Origin of the sequence: Sediminibacillus terrae (genome assembly GCF_009602435.1) — a bacterium.
In the GTDB taxonomy this organism is placed as follows: domain Bacteria; phylum Bacillota; class Bacilli; order Bacillales; family Amphibacillaceae; genus Sediminibacillus; species Sediminibacillus terrae.
Window position 1 is genome coordinate 36,529 of sequence record NZ_VZDQ01000026.1, and the last position, 14,916, is coordinate 51,444.

Annotated in this window: 19 protein-coding genes; 8 read left to right on the plus strand and 11 right to left on the minus strand. The window is 42.5% G+C overall.

Annotated features, from left to right (window positions below; genetic code table 11):
* Positions 1–59 precede the first annotated feature (59 nt).
* The 8 genes from F6X55_RS15440 to F6X55_RS15475 are packed head-to-tail and all read right to left on the minus strand — an operon-like array spanning position 60 to position 5,078.
* The gene (locus tag F6X55_RS15440) at positions 60–815 is read right to left on the minus strand and encodes a class I SAM-dependent DNA methyltransferase (RefSeq protein ID WP_153464623.1); all 756 of its coding nucleotides are present in this window, start codon (positions 813–815) and stop codon (positions 60–62) included.
* The gene (rsfS, locus tag F6X55_RS15445; protein WP_153464624.1) at positions 815–1,162 is read right to left on the minus strand and encodes a ribosome silencing factor; all 348 of its coding nucleotides are present in this window, start codon (positions 1,160–1,162) and stop codon (positions 815–817) included. The genes F6X55_RS15440 and rsfS overlap by 1 nt, the downstream gene beginning before the upstream one ends.
* Positions 1,155–1,748, minus strand: a complete 594-nt coding sequence (yqeK, locus tag F6X55_RS15450) for a bis(5'-nucleosyl)-tetraphosphatase (symmetrical) YqeK (protein WP_153464626.1) — start codon at positions 1,746–1,748, stop codon at positions 1,155–1,157. Before yqeK ends, rsfS begins: the two co-directional genes overlap by 8 nt.
* On the minus strand, positions 1,735–2,304 hold the full coding sequence (locus tag F6X55_RS15455; protein WP_026569881.1) for a nicotinate-nucleotide adenylyltransferase: 570 nt from the start codon (positions 2,302–2,304) through the stop codon (positions 1,735–1,737). Before F6X55_RS15455 ends, yqeK begins: the two co-directional genes overlap by 14 nt.
* Before the next feature lie 11 nt (positions 2,305–2,315).
* Entirely contained in the window at positions 2,316–2,606 is a 291-nt protein-coding gene (yhbY, locus tag F6X55_RS15460) for a ribosome assembly RNA-binding protein YhbY (RefSeq protein WP_026569880.1), read from the minus strand.
* A gap of 1 nt (position 2,607) precedes the next feature.
* Positions 2,608–3,447 (minus strand): shikimate dehydrogenase, encoded by an 840-nt coding sequence (gene aroE / locus F6X55_RS15465; RefSeq protein WP_153464628.1) that lies wholly within the window; start codon positions 3,445–3,447, stop codon positions 2,608–2,610.
* A gap of 10 nt (positions 3,448–3,457) precedes the next feature.
* Positions 3,458–4,558: a ribosome biogenesis GTPase YqeH gene (yqeH, locus tag F6X55_RS15470; protein WP_153464630.1), complete on the minus strand. Its 1,101-nt coding sequence runs from the start codon at positions 4,556–4,558 to the stop codon at positions 3,458–3,460.
* Between the two features lie 4 nt (positions 4,559–4,562).
* A complete protein-coding gene (locus F6X55_RS15475; protein ID WP_026771140.1) occupies positions 4,563–5,078 on the minus strand; it encodes a YqeG family HAD IIIA-type phosphatase in 516 nt (171 codons plus the stop codon).
* A gap of 396 nt (positions 5,079–5,474) precedes the next feature.
* On the opposite strand from F6X55_RS15475, the gene sda reads away from it, so the two are divergent.
* The 8 genes from sda (at position 5,475) to sigK (ending at position 12,890) form a co-directional block, all read left to right on the plus strand.
* Positions 5,475–5,615: a sporulation histidine kinase inhibitor Sda gene (sda, locus tag F6X55_RS15485; RefSeq protein WP_026569877.1), complete on the plus strand. Its 141-nt coding sequence runs from the start codon at positions 5,475–5,477 to the stop codon at positions 5,613–5,615.
* 283 nt (positions 5,616–5,898) lie between these two features.
* Positions 5,899–8,229, plus strand: coding sequence for a Na+/H+ antiporter subunit A (locus F6X55_RS15490; RefSeq protein ID WP_153464632.1), 2,331 nt, complete (start codon positions 5,899–5,901; stop codon positions 8,227–8,229).
* Position 8,230: 1 nt separating this feature from the next.
* On the plus strand, positions 8,231–8,569 hold the full coding sequence (locus F6X55_RS15495) for a Na(+)/H(+) antiporter subunit C (RefSeq protein ID WP_026569875.1): 339 nt from the start codon (positions 8,231–8,233) through the stop codon (positions 8,567–8,569).
* On the plus strand, positions 8,562–10,043 hold the full coding sequence (locus tag F6X55_RS15500) for a Na+/H+ antiporter subunit D (RefSeq protein ID WP_026569874.1): 1,482 nt from the start codon (positions 8,562–8,564) through the stop codon (positions 10,041–10,043). The genes F6X55_RS15495 and F6X55_RS15500 overlap by 8 nt, the downstream gene beginning before the upstream one ends.
* A 6-nt stretch (positions 10,044–10,049) precedes the next feature.
* A complete protein-coding gene (locus tag F6X55_RS15505; RefSeq protein WP_153464634.1) occupies positions 10,050–10,526 on the plus strand; it encodes a Na+/H+ antiporter subunit E in 477 nt (158 codons plus the stop codon).
* Positions 10,527–10,611: 85 nt separating this feature from the next.
* Complete coding sequence (locus tag F6X55_RS15510; protein ID WP_371068787.1) at positions 10,612–10,833, plus strand: monovalent cation/H+ antiporter complex subunit F; 222 nt, start codon at positions 10,612–10,614, stop codon at positions 10,831–10,833.
* Positions 10,814–11,197, plus strand: a complete 384-nt coding sequence (gene mnhG / locus F6X55_RS15515; protein WP_026569871.1) for a monovalent cation/H(+) antiporter subunit G — start codon at positions 10,814–10,816, stop codon at positions 11,195–11,197. Before F6X55_RS15510 ends, mnhG begins: the two co-directional genes overlap by 20 nt.
* Positions 11,198–12,185: 988 nt before the next feature.
* Positions 12,186–12,890: an RNA polymerase sporulation sigma factor SigK gene (gene sigK, locus F6X55_RS15520; protein WP_026569870.1), complete on the plus strand. Its 705-nt coding sequence runs from the start codon at positions 12,186–12,188 to the stop codon at positions 12,888–12,890.
* Between the two features lie 160 nt (positions 12,891–13,050).
* On the opposite strand, the gene F6X55_RS15525 is transcribed toward sigK, so the two are convergent.
* From F6X55_RS15525 to F6X55_RS15535, 3 genes are all read right to left on the minus strand, one after another.
* Positions 13,051–13,290, minus strand: coding sequence for a YrhC family protein (locus F6X55_RS15525; protein ID WP_026569869.1), 240 nt, complete (start codon positions 13,288–13,290; stop codon positions 13,051–13,053).
* A gap of 92 nt (positions 13,291–13,382) precedes the next feature.
* Positions 13,383–14,075 (minus strand): 5'-methylthioadenosine/S-adenosylhomocysteine nucleosidase, encoded by a 693-nt coding sequence (gene mtnN / locus F6X55_RS15530; RefSeq protein WP_153464636.1) that lies wholly within the window; start codon positions 14,073–14,075, stop codon positions 13,383–13,385.
* Between the two features lie 30 nt (positions 14,076–14,105).
* Positions 14,106–14,798 (minus strand): YrrS family protein, encoded by a 693-nt coding sequence (locus F6X55_RS15535; protein WP_026569867.1) that lies wholly within the window; start codon positions 14,796–14,798, stop codon positions 14,106–14,108.
* Positions 14,799–14,916: the final 118 nt, after the last annotated feature.

The following is a 14,916-nucleotide window of genomic DNA, read 5'->3' on the forward strand; positions in this document are numbered from 1 at the left end:
AGCAGAAAAAACAAAAGCTTGTAGAAAAACTTAAGGTTCTTCTACAAGCCAAGAAGGGATCAAATATCCTCCTTTTTCTCACACACAAAGAAAATCCGTTCTGCCGGCGAATCCTCAAGCAGTTCATCAGAAAAATCCCCGTAAACTCCCCGGATAATAAACCCTGTATCTTTCAGCAGTTCACTGTATTTAATAACTGGAAAAGTCCGTTGGTGATGCTGCTCATCAAAACGTTGATATCGCTGATCTTCTTCTTGAATAAAGAAAGTCAAATCGTGGAAAACTTCTCCTTCATTTTCGCCTGCCTGACAAAGCCATACATACGAAATATCGTCATATATTTCAGCGAATGTCTCGCCCTTCAAATCATTCTCGATATGCTCAACCGAGTGGATATCAAAGAGAAACAACCCTCCCTGTGCTAACATGCGATTCACATTGGCAAACGCTTTGCGTAGAGAGTGTTCGTCCGTCATATAATTGATCACATCACAAAAACTGACAGCTGCATCAAATTGAGGAAAACCATTCATTTCTGTCAAGTCTGCATGGTACCACTGGACTTTCTCCCCCGTTTCTTCGACCGCCCGTCTAGCATAAGCAAGCATTTCTTCCGAGTTATCGATACCTGCCATTTGGTAGCCAGAATTGGCTAAACGTCTGGTGATTTGTCCGGTACCGCAGCCTAAATCAGCAACAGTGGTCACGGATTTGGCATAGCGAGCAAACATCTTTTCGGCAAAGGAAGTCCACTCATCATATGGAGCATCTTCCATCAGCAAGTCATATACCAACGCAAGCCGTGCATAAGACATCAGTTAATTCCTGTTTCTACTAATGGTGCGTCTCCCCATAAACGCTCCAAATTATAATAGCTTCTTTCTTCCTTATGGAATATATGGCAGACTACATCTTCCAAATCGACCAGGATCCACCTTGCCTGCTCGAACCCTTCCAATCGCTTCACGGTTAGTTCCTTTTCTTCTGCTGTTTCCTTTATTGCCCTGGCGATAGCCTGAACCTGTCGTTCATTGCTTCCCTCACAGATGAGGAAATAGTCGGCGATAAGCGAGACACCCTTCATATCCAATAAGACGATATCTTCGCCTCTCTTATCCTCGCATGCTTTTGCAGCTAATTGTGCTAATTGTTTACTATCCATTGATTGCTTCCCTCCATTTATTATCCACCATCACCTTGGTTAAATCGTTGTATGCGTGAAAAGTATCGGGATAAATCCGTTGATTTTTGCTCATTAAATAACGAATGGTATTTTTGGAAACCATCCAGCAGGCGTAGTCTAAATTTTCCTCGGCCGCTTTTCGTACCTCATCGACACCGGGAAAATCGCGTCCAGGTTCCATATAATCGGCCAAAAAGACCAGTTTTTCCAGATGATTCATGCCAGCTTTGCCTGTCGTATGCCAGCGAATCGGACTCAAGACATCGTTATCTTGGATGCCGACTTCACGCTGGACAAGCAAAGCACCGACTGGTCCATGCCACAATTCATGATGGTATTCCAACAAGTCCTTCGGCAGGGGTTCATGGATAATCCAGCCGCGCATTTCCTCTCGGTCACGGTATTTGGCGTAATCATGAAAAATCGCTGCAAGCTCCACCGTTTTTAATTTGCCCCCATATTTGTCCGCCAATTCCAAAGCGGTATCCGTTACCCGGACAGTATGCTCGAACCGTGCTTTTGTCAGATGCGGCTCAACGATGGCCAGTGCTTCACTGCGCTCCATATAATCGATGCTCCTTTATTTTGTTAATCACTTTATCAGGCACCAAATACTTCACAGAATGATTTGACGAAGTCCTGTCTCTTATTAAAGTAGAAGAAACATCTATGCCGGGGATTTCGACTTCCATAACTGGATAGACAGTATCGAGTCGGTAGTCAGAACGTTTCACTCCTACAAAGTGTACCATATCTGCCAACTCCTGGATTTGGTGCCACTTAGGCAAGTATTCCACCATATCGGCTCCTATGATGAAATAAAAATCCGTGTCAGGCTCGCGTTCCCGCAATAACCTTATGGTGTCAATCGTATAGGACTTCCCTTCCCGCTCTAATTCAATTGGCTCGACACGAAAATGAGGATTGTCCTCTATAGCGCTCTCGACCATCTCTAAACGAACCGATGCGTTTGTTCCAGAATGTCGCTTATGCGGCGGCAAATTAGAAGGAATGAACCAAACCTCATCAAGCTGCAATGCATGGTACACTTCCTCGGCAATCAACAAATGGCCCAAGTGAGGCGGGTCAAATGTGCCGCCCAACAAACCAATCCTTTTCATAACAAACTCCTTTAAGGCAGTACAATTTGTTTATTCTCTTCTGATTCCTTGTACAGCACGATAATGTTTCCGATTATTTGTACGATTTCTGCATTGGCACCTTCTGCAAGCTCCTCGGCAACCTCGCCTTTATCTTCCATGCAATTTTGCAGGATACTGACTTTAATCAACTCCCGCTTCTCCAATGCTTCACCCACCTGGGTTATCATATTCTCGTTGACACCTGTTTTGCCAACCTGAAAAATGGGATTTAAATGATGCGCCTGGGATCGTAAATAACGTTTTTGTTTTCCTGTTAACATATCAATTTCCTCGCAATCTTTGTTCTAGTTGAGCGACCAGAGTTTCCATTTTCGGATGGACTCCCGTCCAAATTTCAAAAGCATATTGTGCTTGATAAAGCAGCATGGCATGTCCATGGTGCGTTCTGGCCCCCAAGTCTGCAGCTTGTCTAAGCAGTTTGGTAGTCAATGGCTTATAAACGATATCACTAACCACTGTATGTGGCTTTAATTTATTTAATGAGATGATCTGTTCATTTTGGTCAGGAGACATCCCGACAGAAGTAGTCTGTACAATCAAGTCAAAGTTATCGAGCACCGTTTCCGCTTCGGCATACGAAAGGATTTCTGTCTTTGTATGTATATCCCGCAAATCGAGCAGGCCCTCTGCTTTGGACTTGGTTCTGTTCGCAATACTGATTTCTTGTAATCCCTGTTTGGAAAGGGCACGGTAAATGCCGCGCGCGGCGCCTCCTGCCCCCAGTATAAGAGCCTTCTTCTCCTTTTGAAACACGTCTGGCCATGCTTCCTCAAGGGAGCGCACATAGCCGCTGCCATCGGTGTTATATCCCTTCAACCTGCCGTTTTCATTGACCACAGTGTTTACCGCTCCGATTCTGAGAGCATCTTGATCCACCTCATCCAGCAAGGACATGACTGTTTGTTTATGGGGAACCGTCACATTAAAACCGGAGATCCCCTCTTTTTTCAACAGTTTCACGCGTTTCTCCAGTTGGTCCGGCTCTGTCTCGAAAAGCTGGTAAGACCCTTGGATGTTGGCGTTTTCCATAAATTTTTGATGAATGAACGGTGACAATGAATGCTGAACCGGGTAGCCGATCAATCCTAGCTTATATCCCATTGTTCTCCTCCTATATCAATGAAGGACGGACTGAAATTGTTACGCCTTTCGGGCTGTATACTGTAACTGTTACTTCCCCTTCCGGAATCGTGATCCAGCCCAACCCAGGAAATACTACATCCGTTTTCCCTTCTGTTATTTTCATCGTTTTCTTCTCCAAGGGCGGGAGTAAGTCGATCGATTCTTGACCAGGCGGCGACAATAACTCACCGACATGACGCTGGTAAAGATTGTCTGCATTATCCAATTTGGTACGATGGATGTTCAATTGATTCGCAAAATAACAGACAAAAGATTTTCTTCCTCCCTTATTGAAATCAAAACGGGCAAGACCGCCAAAATAAAGGGTTTGCTGTTCATTCAATTGAAAGACACGTGGTTTTATTTCTTTTCCAGGCGTGATTGCTTTGACATCTTCATCGGATAAATAGTGGGCCATCTGTTTTCTGTTAATGACACCTGGCGTATCATACAAGGAACTATCATCATCCAGCGGAATATCAATGAAACCTAGTGTAGTACCAGGGAAATAAGAAGTGGTAATAGCATCGCTGATTCCACTGCTACGATTGATCAACTTGTTGATCAGTGTGGATTTCCCTACATTGGTGCTGCCGACGATATATACATCCTTCCCTTCCCGGTATGTTTCGATTGCAGCTTCCAGTCCATCAAAACCGATTCCTTTTTCAGCTGAAATCAACAGGACATCCTTAACCGGAAGCCCCTCCTCTTTCGCGGAATGCTGAAGCCATTGCTTTAATTTATTTTTATTTGTAGATTTCGGAAGCAAGTCCACTTTATTTCCAGCAAGCAGTATCGGGTTGTTTCCGGTAAGCCGCTGCAGACTGCTGATGAAGCTGCCATTGAAGTCGAAAATGTCGACCACCTGCACGATTAGCGCATCCGTATTACGGATTTCGCTGATCATTTTCAAAAAATCATCATCTGTCAGCGATACATCCTGTACTTCATTATAATGTTTTAGTCTGAAGCACCGCTTGCAAATCACTACATCTTTTTCCAAAGCCGATTTAGGCGCGAAACCTGGCTTCTCTTCCTTTTCTGTTTGAATATATGCTCCGCACCCTTGGCAGATTATCTCTTCCATCTCACTATTCCTCCCAAGTAATCATCCCTTTTTTTCTCATCCAACTTAAAATCCGTCTTTCAATTTTTCGGTTGATCTTTGTCAATTTACCATCTGTTTGAACAATAGGCACTACAAGAATAGTATAAAAACCGGCACTGTTGCCGCCCAGAACATCCGTCATAATCTGATCTCCGACAACAACGATTTGATCCCTGTCCAACTCCATCTGTTTAGTGGCTTTTTTGAAGGCTTGCCCCAGTGGTTTCCTCGCACCATAAACGAACGGCGTATTTAATGGTTCTGAAAATAATTTTACTCTTTCTTCTTTATTATTTGAAATGATTGTAATTTTGATTTCATGTTTTTCCATCAGTTTGAACCAAGCGATGATTTCTGGTGTGGCCATGGCCACATCCCAAGCCACCAATGTATTGTCAAGATCTGTTATGATACCTTTTATTCCTCGGGCTTTTAAATCTTCCGGATGGATTTCAAAAACGCTTTTCACATGTTCGTTTGGCAAAAATCTCTTTAAAATCAACTGCTAGTCACCTCATTTTATGTATAACCGTTCTCCGCACTCCTTACTCATGATATACATTTTACCTCCATGATTCAAAAGAAATTTTCCAAGCATTCATTTCTTTTTCCATCTTGTCATATATGGCTGATTTCAGCAAAAATGAATCTTTCTTTCGACAAATTCCACCACAATTCACTCTGTGGATAACTTTATCAACATTACTTTTCCCGTCAAATCAAATTATTCGCCCGAAATAAACAGTTTATTAACAAGTTATATACAACCAATTGTTAATAACTTACAACTTGTCCAACCCCTTCTTTCATGGTAAAGTATTAATAACTTCAAGACAGACATTCATTCCTTAAAAATGTATTGATGGGAAACTTCCAATACAGGAGGAGCAGCCTTATGGAACATTTATCGGACGAATTGTTAATAGAATCCTATCACAAAGCGAATGAACTGAATTTGAGCAATGAATTCATTCATTTAATAGAAGCGGAAATTCAAAGAAGATCGCTAACTCACGAAATTAAATACTCCAGCTGATGCTTCCGTTTTCTGTTTGAGTTAAATGGATGATTTACTGAAAATTGTCAAACTCTTGTCATGTTTTCTCATGGCAGGGGTTTTTTATTTTCGCTAAAATAAGATTATGTATGCTTTTTGTCTGCCCATCATCCGCCGTTGAATGCATTTAGTTGAATATTACACCTTGTTCTGATTAAAATGAAAGATAAGTATGCGTTTATCCCGCCATGATATCAGTTTAACTATCAAATGATTAACCTTCCCCTGTGAATGAGATCAACTAAAGGAGGACCATTAATACATGCTATTCGCAGTTTTATTACCACTTGTCTTGACACTTCTTATTCCTTTCTTGAGTAAGTTTAAAGATAAAGTCCACACAGGAATTTTTGTCTTTTTTATACCTCTAGGAATATTCATTTTTTTTGTCCGGTTTATTGGAGAAGGTTTTTCTCCGGAACTGGAAAGCTATCCTTGGATTCCTTCCTTGGGCATTTCGCTAGATTTTTATCTGGATGGGCTTAGTTTATTATTTGTGCTTTTGATCAGTGGAATTGGTGCCTTGGTCACCTTTTATTCCATCTTTTATTTACATAAATCAGAAAAACTGGCTCACTTTTATGTGTACCTTTTGCTATTCATGACCGCAATGCTCGGAGTCGTATTATCCGATAATGTGTATCTTCTGTATACATTTTGGGAATTGACTTCCATTTCATCCTTTTTATTGATTGGATACTGGAACCATCGTGAAGGCTCCAGGTATGGGGCTATGAAATCAATGCTTATTACCGTCTTCGGAGGTTTGAGCATGCTCGGTGCCTTCATGCTTTTGCATGTCATAACTGGCGTCACAAGTGTACAGCAGATGATCGGAAGTGTGGATTTGATTCTTTCGAGTGACTATCTGCCGTTGATAATGACCTTGCTTTTACTGGGGGCTTTCACCAAATCGGCTCAATTTCCTTTCCATATTTGGCTGCCGGACGCCATGGAGGCACCGACCCCTGTCAGTGCTTATCTCCACTCTGCTACGATGGTGAAAGCGGGCATTTTTCTGGTCGCCCGATTCTCTCCAATCTTCCACGGGTATGAATGGTTTTTCATTGTGGTAAGCGGAATCGGCATTATCACACTATGCTGGGCTTCTTACATGGCTGTCAGACAGACAGATTTGAAAGGCATTCTTGCTTTCTCGACAGTCAGTCAGTTAGGTATGATCATGGCCATGCTTGGTTTTGGCACCGAGGCTGCTGTTTTTGCTGCTGTTTTTCACATATTGAATCATGCCACTTTCAAAGGAAGTTTGTTTATGATCGCCGGCATCATCGATCACGAATCCGGAACACGGGATATACGCAAACTGGGCGGGTTGATGACATTGATGCCTATTTCTGCAACACTTGCCCTGTTCGCGGCATTGTCAATGGCAGGTGTGCCACTTCCATTTCTCAATGGATTTTACAGTAAGGAATTATTTTTTGAAAACTCCCTTCATATCGGAGATACCACATTGTGGATAGCTTCCTTTTTAAAACAGGCGATACCTTATCTTGCAGTGTTTGGGAGTATCTTTACATTTGTTTATTCAATGTATTTCTTGTTCGGCACATTTACCGGCAAACAGAAACTCGAGCAGTTGCCAAAAAAACCGCATGAGGCACCGATCGGCATGCTGATTGCTCCTGCGATTCTTGTCTTCGGGGTTATCTTCATCGGCCTGTTTCCAAACCTGTTCAATGAGACATTTCTCGCCCATGCCGCCAAAGCAATCAGCGGGGAAGACACTCATGAACATATCGTGTACTGGCACGGATTGAAACCAGCATTCTACATGTCTTTGATTGTTGTAGCCTTTGGTACCCTGCTATATCTATTCCGGAAAAAGTGGTGGAGTATATACAGGGCCATTCCAGGCAGTCTGAGCTTTAATAGGGTTTATAATGGCATTTTGAAAGGATTGGATGTCTACACCGCTAAATTGACAAAAAGTTATATGAATGGATCATTGCGTAGATATACTGCACTGATTGTTTCGACTATTATCATTGTGACTGGACTGGTCATGGCCGGGACGAATGGTTTCACCTTTAAAACAGACGACCTGGCACCTGTCACAATCCCGGAAATCCTTGTGGGAATCATGGTGATAGCTGGTGCAGTCGGTACCATTCTTGCCAAAAACAATGTAGCTGCCATTATCATTCTCGGCGTATCAGGATATGGGCAGGCACTGTTGTTCGTCTTTTACAGGGCACCCGACCTGGCGTTGACCCAATTGGTAATTGAAACGATTACCGTAGCTTTGCTGTTGTTATGTTTCCATCATTTGCCACAATTGAGCCGCAGGACGGAAGGTGCCGGCTTCCGGCTGACAAATGCAGTCATTGCAGTAGGCTTTGGTACATTGATGACTTTGATTGGCATATCGGCACACAGCAGCAAATGGTTCACTGCGATTTCCGACTACTTCCTGGAAACTTCACATGATTTAGGCGGAGGAGACAACGTAGTAAATGTGATTCTCGTTGACATGCGTGGATTAGATACATTGTTTGAGATTACTGTCCTAGGTATCGCCGCGTTCAGCATTTACAGCTTGATAAAGCTGCGCAGCAAGGAGGGAGAATAAATTGGAAATTATCATGTCGGTGGTAGCCGGAATTTTATTTGCAGCAGGCATTTATAATTTGCTGCAAAAACAGCTGCTTCGAATAGTGATCGGTACCGTTATTCTTTCCAACGGAGCTCACTTGTTCATTCTTACAATGGGAAAGTTGAAAAGAGGGGCTCCGCCTGTGTTGGAATATGGAGTAAGTGAGTACGCAGATCCACTTCCTCAGGCCTTGATTTTGACCTCCATTGTCATCAGTTTCGGTCTGACCAGTCTTCTGCTGGTGCTTTCCTACCGGGCGGCACAAGAGAACAATACAGATAATATGGAAAAATTGAGGGGTAACCATGATGAGTAACTTAGCAGTACTTCCGATCATCATCCCGCTGGTTTCCGGGATTTTGTTAGCATTCTTTCATACAAAAACACCGTTCGTACGCCATGCAGCAAAACTGCTGTCTGTGATTAGTACAGGCGTCGCTGCATATGTTTTTTATTATGTATTGCAGAACGGTACCGTCACATTGGAGACTGGAGGCTGGGAAGCCCCTTATGGCATCGTACTAGTCGCCGACCTGTTGGCGGTCACATTAGTTTTGACGACCAACATCATCGGTCTGGCCTGCATTTTTTATGCACCGCATTCCCTGACAGAGCAGAAGGAAAAGTTCTACTTTTACACGTTTTTCTTCCTTCTTATCACTGGCGTGTCAGGTGCATTCCTGACTGGTGACTTGTTTAACCTTTTTGTCTTTTTTGAAGTCCTCTTGATGGCTTCCTATGCTTTGATCACTTTAGGAGGAGAAAAAGTACAGCTTCGTGAATCGATCAAGTATGTGCTGGTGAATTTGTTTTCTTCGATTGTTTTTGTCACTACCGTTGCTTTTCTCTACTCTGTTTTAGGAACTGTCAATATGGCGCAAATGGCTGAAAGGGTCCAAGAAGTAGAGCAACAGGGGATTTTGACGACAATCGGTATCTTGCTGTTTTTCGTATTTGCGACAAAAGCAGCATTGTTCCCGCTCTATTATTGGCTGCCTAAGCCTTATACGGTTCCCAATCCGGTCGTATCTGCAATGTTTGCGGCCCTACTGACAAAGGTTGGCGTTTACTCGATCATCCGAATGTTCACGTTAGTCTTTGTCCATAAGATGGAAGTGACACATGAACTATTTATTTGGATAGCGGGATTCACGTTGGTTTTTGGGGCAATCGGTGCTTTGTCGACGAATAACATCAAACTGGTTATCGCATACAACATAATTCCTGCTGTCGGTTTCATGGTGATGGGTGTCGGAATCTATAATCAAACGGCGCTAAGTGGATCAGTTTACTATATGATTAGTGACATGATTATCAAAGCCGCCTTATTTTTGTTGGCGGGTGCAGTCGCCCACGTTGTCGGCACCCCGGATTTACGAAAAATGAAGGGATTGATTCATCAATTGCCTCTTCTTGGCTGGCTGTTGTTCATATCTGCATTTGTTCTGGCCGGAGTCCCGCCATTCAGCGGGTTCATTGGCAAATTAATGATCATGCAGGGCGGCTTTGCTGATGGAGAGATAGCCATTGTTATCATTGGTTTATTGTCCAGCCTGTTGATATTGTATTCGATAATGAAAATATTTGTCAGAGGGTTCTGGGGAGAAAAAGATGAAAGCATCACGATCGATAAAAAAACCGTCACCGCACTGACTTGGCCGGTCGCTTTCCTGGTATTTTTCACCGTATTGCTCGGAATCGGAGCGGAAATGTTTTACCCGGTCGTTGATGATATCTCGAATCAATTAATGAATCCGGAAATTTATATCGATTCTGTTTTTAAGGAGTAAACCTATATGCCTTTTCAGATTTTATTAAACATTTTGATCGCGGTAATGTGGATGTTCATGAGTGAAAGCTACACATTCTCGACATTTTTTGGAGGGTATTTGATCGGTATCCTGCTTTTGCTGGTCTTGCAGCGCTTTATCCCTGACGCTTTTTATATGAAACGCGTGGTTAAAGTGATAAGGTTGATGCTTTTGTTTACTAAAGAGCTGATTCTTTCCAACCTGCAGATCGTCAAGCTGGTTTACAAACCAAAACTCGACATCACACCGGGTATCTTCGCATTTCCGACAGAACTGAAAAGTGATTGGGAAATCACGCTGCTTGCAAATCTGATTTCCCTCACTCCAGGAACCCTGTCGATAGCTGTTTCGGACGATAACAGTTTGATTTACATTCATGCGATGCATATAGACGATACCCAGGAATCCATTCAGGAAATCAAGGACAGCTTCGAAAAAGCGATAATGGAGGTGACCAGATAATATGACATCAACTGATTTTTACTATATTACAGAGATTGTCACGTATATATGTTTAGTTGCAACCTCCATTTCCCTGATTCTTTTAATGATCCGCGCGATTAAAGGACCGACAAATCCAGATCGGGCGGTAGCACTGGACGCGATTGGGATCAATTTAATGGCTCTGGTAGGTTTGATTGCCATATTGCTTGTCACCACAAAATTGAATGATATTGTATTGTTGATTGGTATTTTATTGTTTATAGGAACGATTGCATTAGCAAAATTCATAGAAAAGGGTGTTATCATTGACAGGGACGAGCGTTGATATCTTCATGGATATTCTGATTTCGGTATGCCTGCTGGTTGGTACATTCTTCATTTTTTCAACATCCATCGGGTTGCTGCGCTTCCCTGATGTCTATACAAGGATGCATGCAGCTACAAAAGCATCCACCCTGGGTATAGCCGGAATCATGATTGGAGCTTTCCTGTTTCTATATGTCGAACATGACATATTAAGCGGAAAGTTGATCTTAGGTTTGTTGTTTGTACTTTTGACTGTTCCGGTATCAGGTCATATGATTTCCAGGGCGGCCCACCGCAGCGGCGTAATTCCCTGGGGTGACAAAGTACGAGATGATTATACAGAAGCAATCAGAGCAAAAGAAAATCCAGATCATATGAAATAGTGTAAAGACAAAATACTCAAAGTTATGAAGAAATCATCAGCAGTAAATAAGATGCTGATGATTTTTTCGTTTACCCAATTTCCAACAAAGCCTCGTTCTCCTGATTCGCCATAAATAGAAACTACGACATGGTTAGAATTTGTCTTTCTTACTTCTTACATTCGCTGAGTGGGAGTTCGGCGCTGCGAAAATACCATGCGCTTTCCGCGGGCGGCTGGTGAGCTTCCTCGAGCGACGCTCTGCGGGATCTCACCGATGCCTTTCCTCCCGCTGGAGTCTCCGGGTATTTTCTTCGCTAGGAACAGCTTTCTGCTTATAAACACGTGTACAAGACTTTTTTTCACTCATGGACATGAACTGTTTTATCAAAAGACATAGCTGGGAAAACAAGCAGAAAGTCCAAGAACCGGATAAAAGATGGAACTCCAACTGTCTATTTATGAAAAGAAGTACACATTTCCTGACAAACGTTTTTAAGACGGCTTGTTGTTTCTCAAAGAAAAAGTCTATTCTTGTACTGATCAGCATACTTCTTAGCGTAGGTAGCATACGCAGACTCCTGCGGGAACAGCACGAGGTGAAGATCCACTTGGTAAAGCGGTTTTCTTTACCAAGTTAGCTGAAGCCGTGCCTGCGGAAAGCGTAGTATGCTACCAAAGCGGGGCTTAACACTATTTTTGAATAGGCAATGGAATTTTCCTTTATAGTTAGTTCGCAGTTTATAGCTATTGTGCAGTAGTCACTCTTCGCTTTTTCATTGCAGGGTTATTCCATGAATTTTCCTGTAGAACGATGTCGCTTAACTGCATATTAGATAAACATGCCCCTGAATTGCTTTGGGAGCATGTTTGAGAATACCCTCTTTTTACCCTGCATGGACTCAGAAGCAGATTAATAAATGTTTCACCGGCAGACAGGCACAATTTCCCTTCACCGCACATAGAGTGAAGATATAGGCTATAGCCCACTCTGACGGAGGTGCTTGTTTTTGTCGGGTATATTAAGTGCGTTGGCATATCTCATCAAAGAAACACTGTTCTTTGTATCCTATGTTAAAAATCATGCTTTTCCCCAGCCCCTTTCCGCAAAAGAAGAAGCATTATATATTGAAAAGATGCAAGAAGGCGACCAGCACGCCAGGGATATGTTGATCGAACATAATTTACGCTTGGTCGCGCACATAGTGAAAAAATTTGAAAATACCGGAGAAGATACGGAAGATTTAATTTCGATCGGGACAATCGGATTGATCAAAGGAATTGAAAGCTTTTCAGTCGGAAAAGGAACAAAGTTGGCCACTTATGCGGCAAGATGTATTGAAAACGAAATACTTATGCATTTACGGGCGTTGAAGAAAACCAAAAAAGATGTTTCTCTCCATGATCCCATCGGCCAAGACAAAGAGGGAAACGAAATCAGTTTGATTGATATTTTAGAAGCAGAAAACGAAGATTTAATAGAATACATCCAATTAAACATGGAAGTGGAAAAAATCAAAGAGTATCTTGGCATACTGGATGAAAGAGAAAAAGAAGTAGTCATCAATCGTTACGGGCTTAATAATACCAAAGAATTAACACAGCGCGAAATTGCCAAAAAGCTGAAAATTTCCCGCAGTTATGTTTCAAGAATCGAAAAACGTGCCCTAATGAAGGTTTTTCATGAGTATTACCGCCAGGAAAGAGGAACCTGATACTCAAAAGGATGTTAAAACATATCGTCCTTCTGCATAGATAAAGACTTTCTTTCCCAGAGCGAAAAAGCAGCTTTCGATGTAGAAAGCTTTCATAATGCATGAAAAAACCGCATGGCGTTCCATGACTTTCAAGTCGTCAAATACCATGCGGTTTGTATTATTCCATTAAACTATTTAACTGTCGTTGCCATTTTTTCAGCAAAACAGCAATCCATCCAGCCGAGGCTACGGTAACTACCAATATCGCCGGCAAAAGACCGCCCCTATTCATCGGCTCTAGATAATAATTGATAATCATCCCTAAATAGAAAAAAGCACTAAGCATCAACAGTGTTACCAAGAAACGGCCAAAATCTTCAATCCGCTCCTCGATAATTTTAGCTTCCTGTTGCTTCATAAGTTTTTCCTCCTTCCTATTCAAGCAAAGCGATTCTATTTGTACTATAACATAGAATTACAGTTTGCCAGGAAGGTAATTCATGGAAAAACTCAAATGTTTTCTACTATCTCGATGATCAAATTTGCCGCATTTGCAGCTGCTTTCTCTAAAAAAGCATCAAAAGACACGGAGGATTCCTTTCCTGCAATGTCCGATAAGGCACGAATGACTACAAAAGGAACCTGATAATTGTATGAAACTTGGGCTATCGCAGCTGCTTCCATTTCTGCCGCAATCATTTCAGGAAATTTCCCCCTCGCAAATGCTACACGTTCTTCATCTTGCATGAAGGAGTCACTGGTAGCAATCAATCCTTTTTTCGCCTGAAGATCGTTCAATCCATTTGCTGCCTGCAGCGCTAATTCTACCAATCGTTCGTCCGCCTCATATTTAGGTGGCATTCCTGGAACCTGCCCATACTTATAATTGAACGCTGTAACATCGACATCATGGTGGGTGACGGAAGTTGAAATGACGAGATCCCCTACTTCCAGTTCCTCATCAAACCCACCTGCTGATCCAGTATTGATTACATGGGAGGGCGCAAATCTTTCGTGCAAAATTGTCGCAGCCATCGCGGCATTTACTTTTCCTATTCCCGATTGAAGTAAAACGACTTCACGGTTTTCGAGGGTACCCTTCACAAACGTACACCCTGCTACTTTAACGGTATCGAGGACGTCCATTTTATCCTTCAAGATTTGCACTTCTTCATCCATTGCTCCGATAATGGCAATCGTCATAGTGTGATTCCTCCTGTAAACTTGGTCTGATCATTGTTCAAAACGGTATTTTTGATCATTTTCTTTTAACACTTCCACCTTGGTTGGTTTCCAGCCCTCGTTATCCACCCAGGTTAGGTACGTCCGGTATGTTTCCGTCTCGTCACTGTCAGAAACGGTCGCAATAACTTGTTGTTGGGCACTTCCTCTTTCGACCCACCAGACAATTCGATCACTGCTTGGCAAATCCGTCGCCAATTCGATGGCTTCCATCATTTCTTCCCAGTCCTCGGTGCCTTCTTCGAACGTTGTCTCATGGGTTCCTTGCTGGTCAGTACCCACCGGTTTCCAATCAGCAGTGTAAGCCTCTTTTACATTACTGTCTCCGCTCGAGTCAACTGTTTCTTTTTCTGCTTCTTGCTCCGTCTCATTTCCATTCGTATCGCTACCTTCTTCTTCGGTTACGTCCGAGTCAGGCTCTTCGACTTCCGGCGCATTTTCATTTTCGCTGTTTCCATTCTCATCCGCTTCGGTAGTAGAATCATTTTCTTCCTCAGGTGAAGCTTCTTGGTTTTCATTGTTGTTTGCGGAATTATCTTCATCCCCACCGCCGAACAGAAAAAAACCAATCAAAACAAGGATCAGTATTCCTCCGGCAATCAAAAGGAAAGTTATCGCTTTTGTGCTTTTTCTTCTTTTCTCAAAACGATTCACCCTTGATGGTGAATGAAAATCGTCTGACATGAAAGTACCTCCTTTTCCATCTATCTGCTATTATACTATGGTATTTTGAATTGGACAAAATCATTCTAAACTGGGCGCCGGATTATTTTTGTCGAACTTCTTCTACTTTTGGCATATA

Excerpts from the sequence above, each read along its gene's own strand:
- F6X55_RS15440 (WP_153464623.1), bottom strand. The coding sequence starts at position 815 with ATGTCTTATGCACGGCTTGCGTTGGTATATGACTTGCTGATGGAAGAT.
- rsfS (WP_153464624.1), bottom strand. The coding sequence starts at position 1,162 with ATGGATAGTAAACAATTAGCACAATTAGCTGCAAAAGCATGCGAGGAT.
- yqeK (WP_153464626.1), bottom strand. The coding sequence starts at position 1,748 with ATGGAGCGCAGTGAAGCACTGGCCATCGTTGAGCCGCATCTGACAAAA.
- F6X55_RS15455 (WP_026569881.1), bottom strand. The coding sequence starts at position 2,304 with ATGAAAAGGATTGGTTTGTTGGGCGGCACATTTGACCCGCCTCACTTG.
- yhbY (WP_026569880.1), bottom strand. The coding sequence starts at position 2,606 with ATGTTAACAGGAAAACAAAAACGTTATTTACGATCCCAGGCGCATCAT.
- aroE (WP_153464628.1), bottom strand. The coding sequence starts at position 3,447 with ATGGGATATAAGCTAGGATTGATCGGCTACCCGGTTCAGCATTCATTG.
- yqeH (WP_153464630.1), bottom strand. The coding sequence starts at position 4,558 with ATGGAAGAGATAATCTGCCAAGGGTGCGGAGCATATATTCAAACAGAA.
- sda (WP_026569877.1), top strand. The coding sequence starts at position 5,475 with ATGGAACATTTATCGGACGAATTGTTAATAGAATCCTATCACAAAGCG.
- F6X55_RS15490 (WP_153464632.1), top strand. The coding sequence starts at position 5,899 with ATGCTATTCGCAGTTTTATTACCACTTGTCTTGACACTTCTTATTCCT.
- F6X55_RS15500 (WP_026569874.1), top strand. The coding sequence starts at position 8,562 with ATGAGTAACTTAGCAGTACTTCCGATCATCATCCCGCTGGTTTCCGGG.
- F6X55_RS15505 (WP_153464634.1), top strand. The coding sequence starts at position 10,050 with ATGCCTTTTCAGATTTTATTAAACATTTTGATCGCGGTAATGTGGATG.
- F6X55_RS15510 (WP_371068787.1), top strand. The coding sequence starts at position 10,612 with ATGATCCGCGCGATTAAAGGACCGACAAATCCAGATCGGGCGGTAGCA.
- F6X55_RS15525 (WP_026569869.1), bottom strand. The coding sequence starts at position 13,290 with ATGAAGCAACAGGAAGCTAAAATTATCGAGGAGCGGATTGAAGATTTT.
- mtnN (WP_153464636.1), bottom strand. The coding sequence starts at position 14,075 with ATGACGATTGCCATTATCGGAGCAATGGATGAAGAAGTGCAAATCTTG.
- F6X55_RS15535 (WP_026569867.1), bottom strand. The coding sequence starts at position 14,798 with ATGTCAGACGATTTTCATTCACCATCAAGGGTGAATCGTTTTGAGAAA.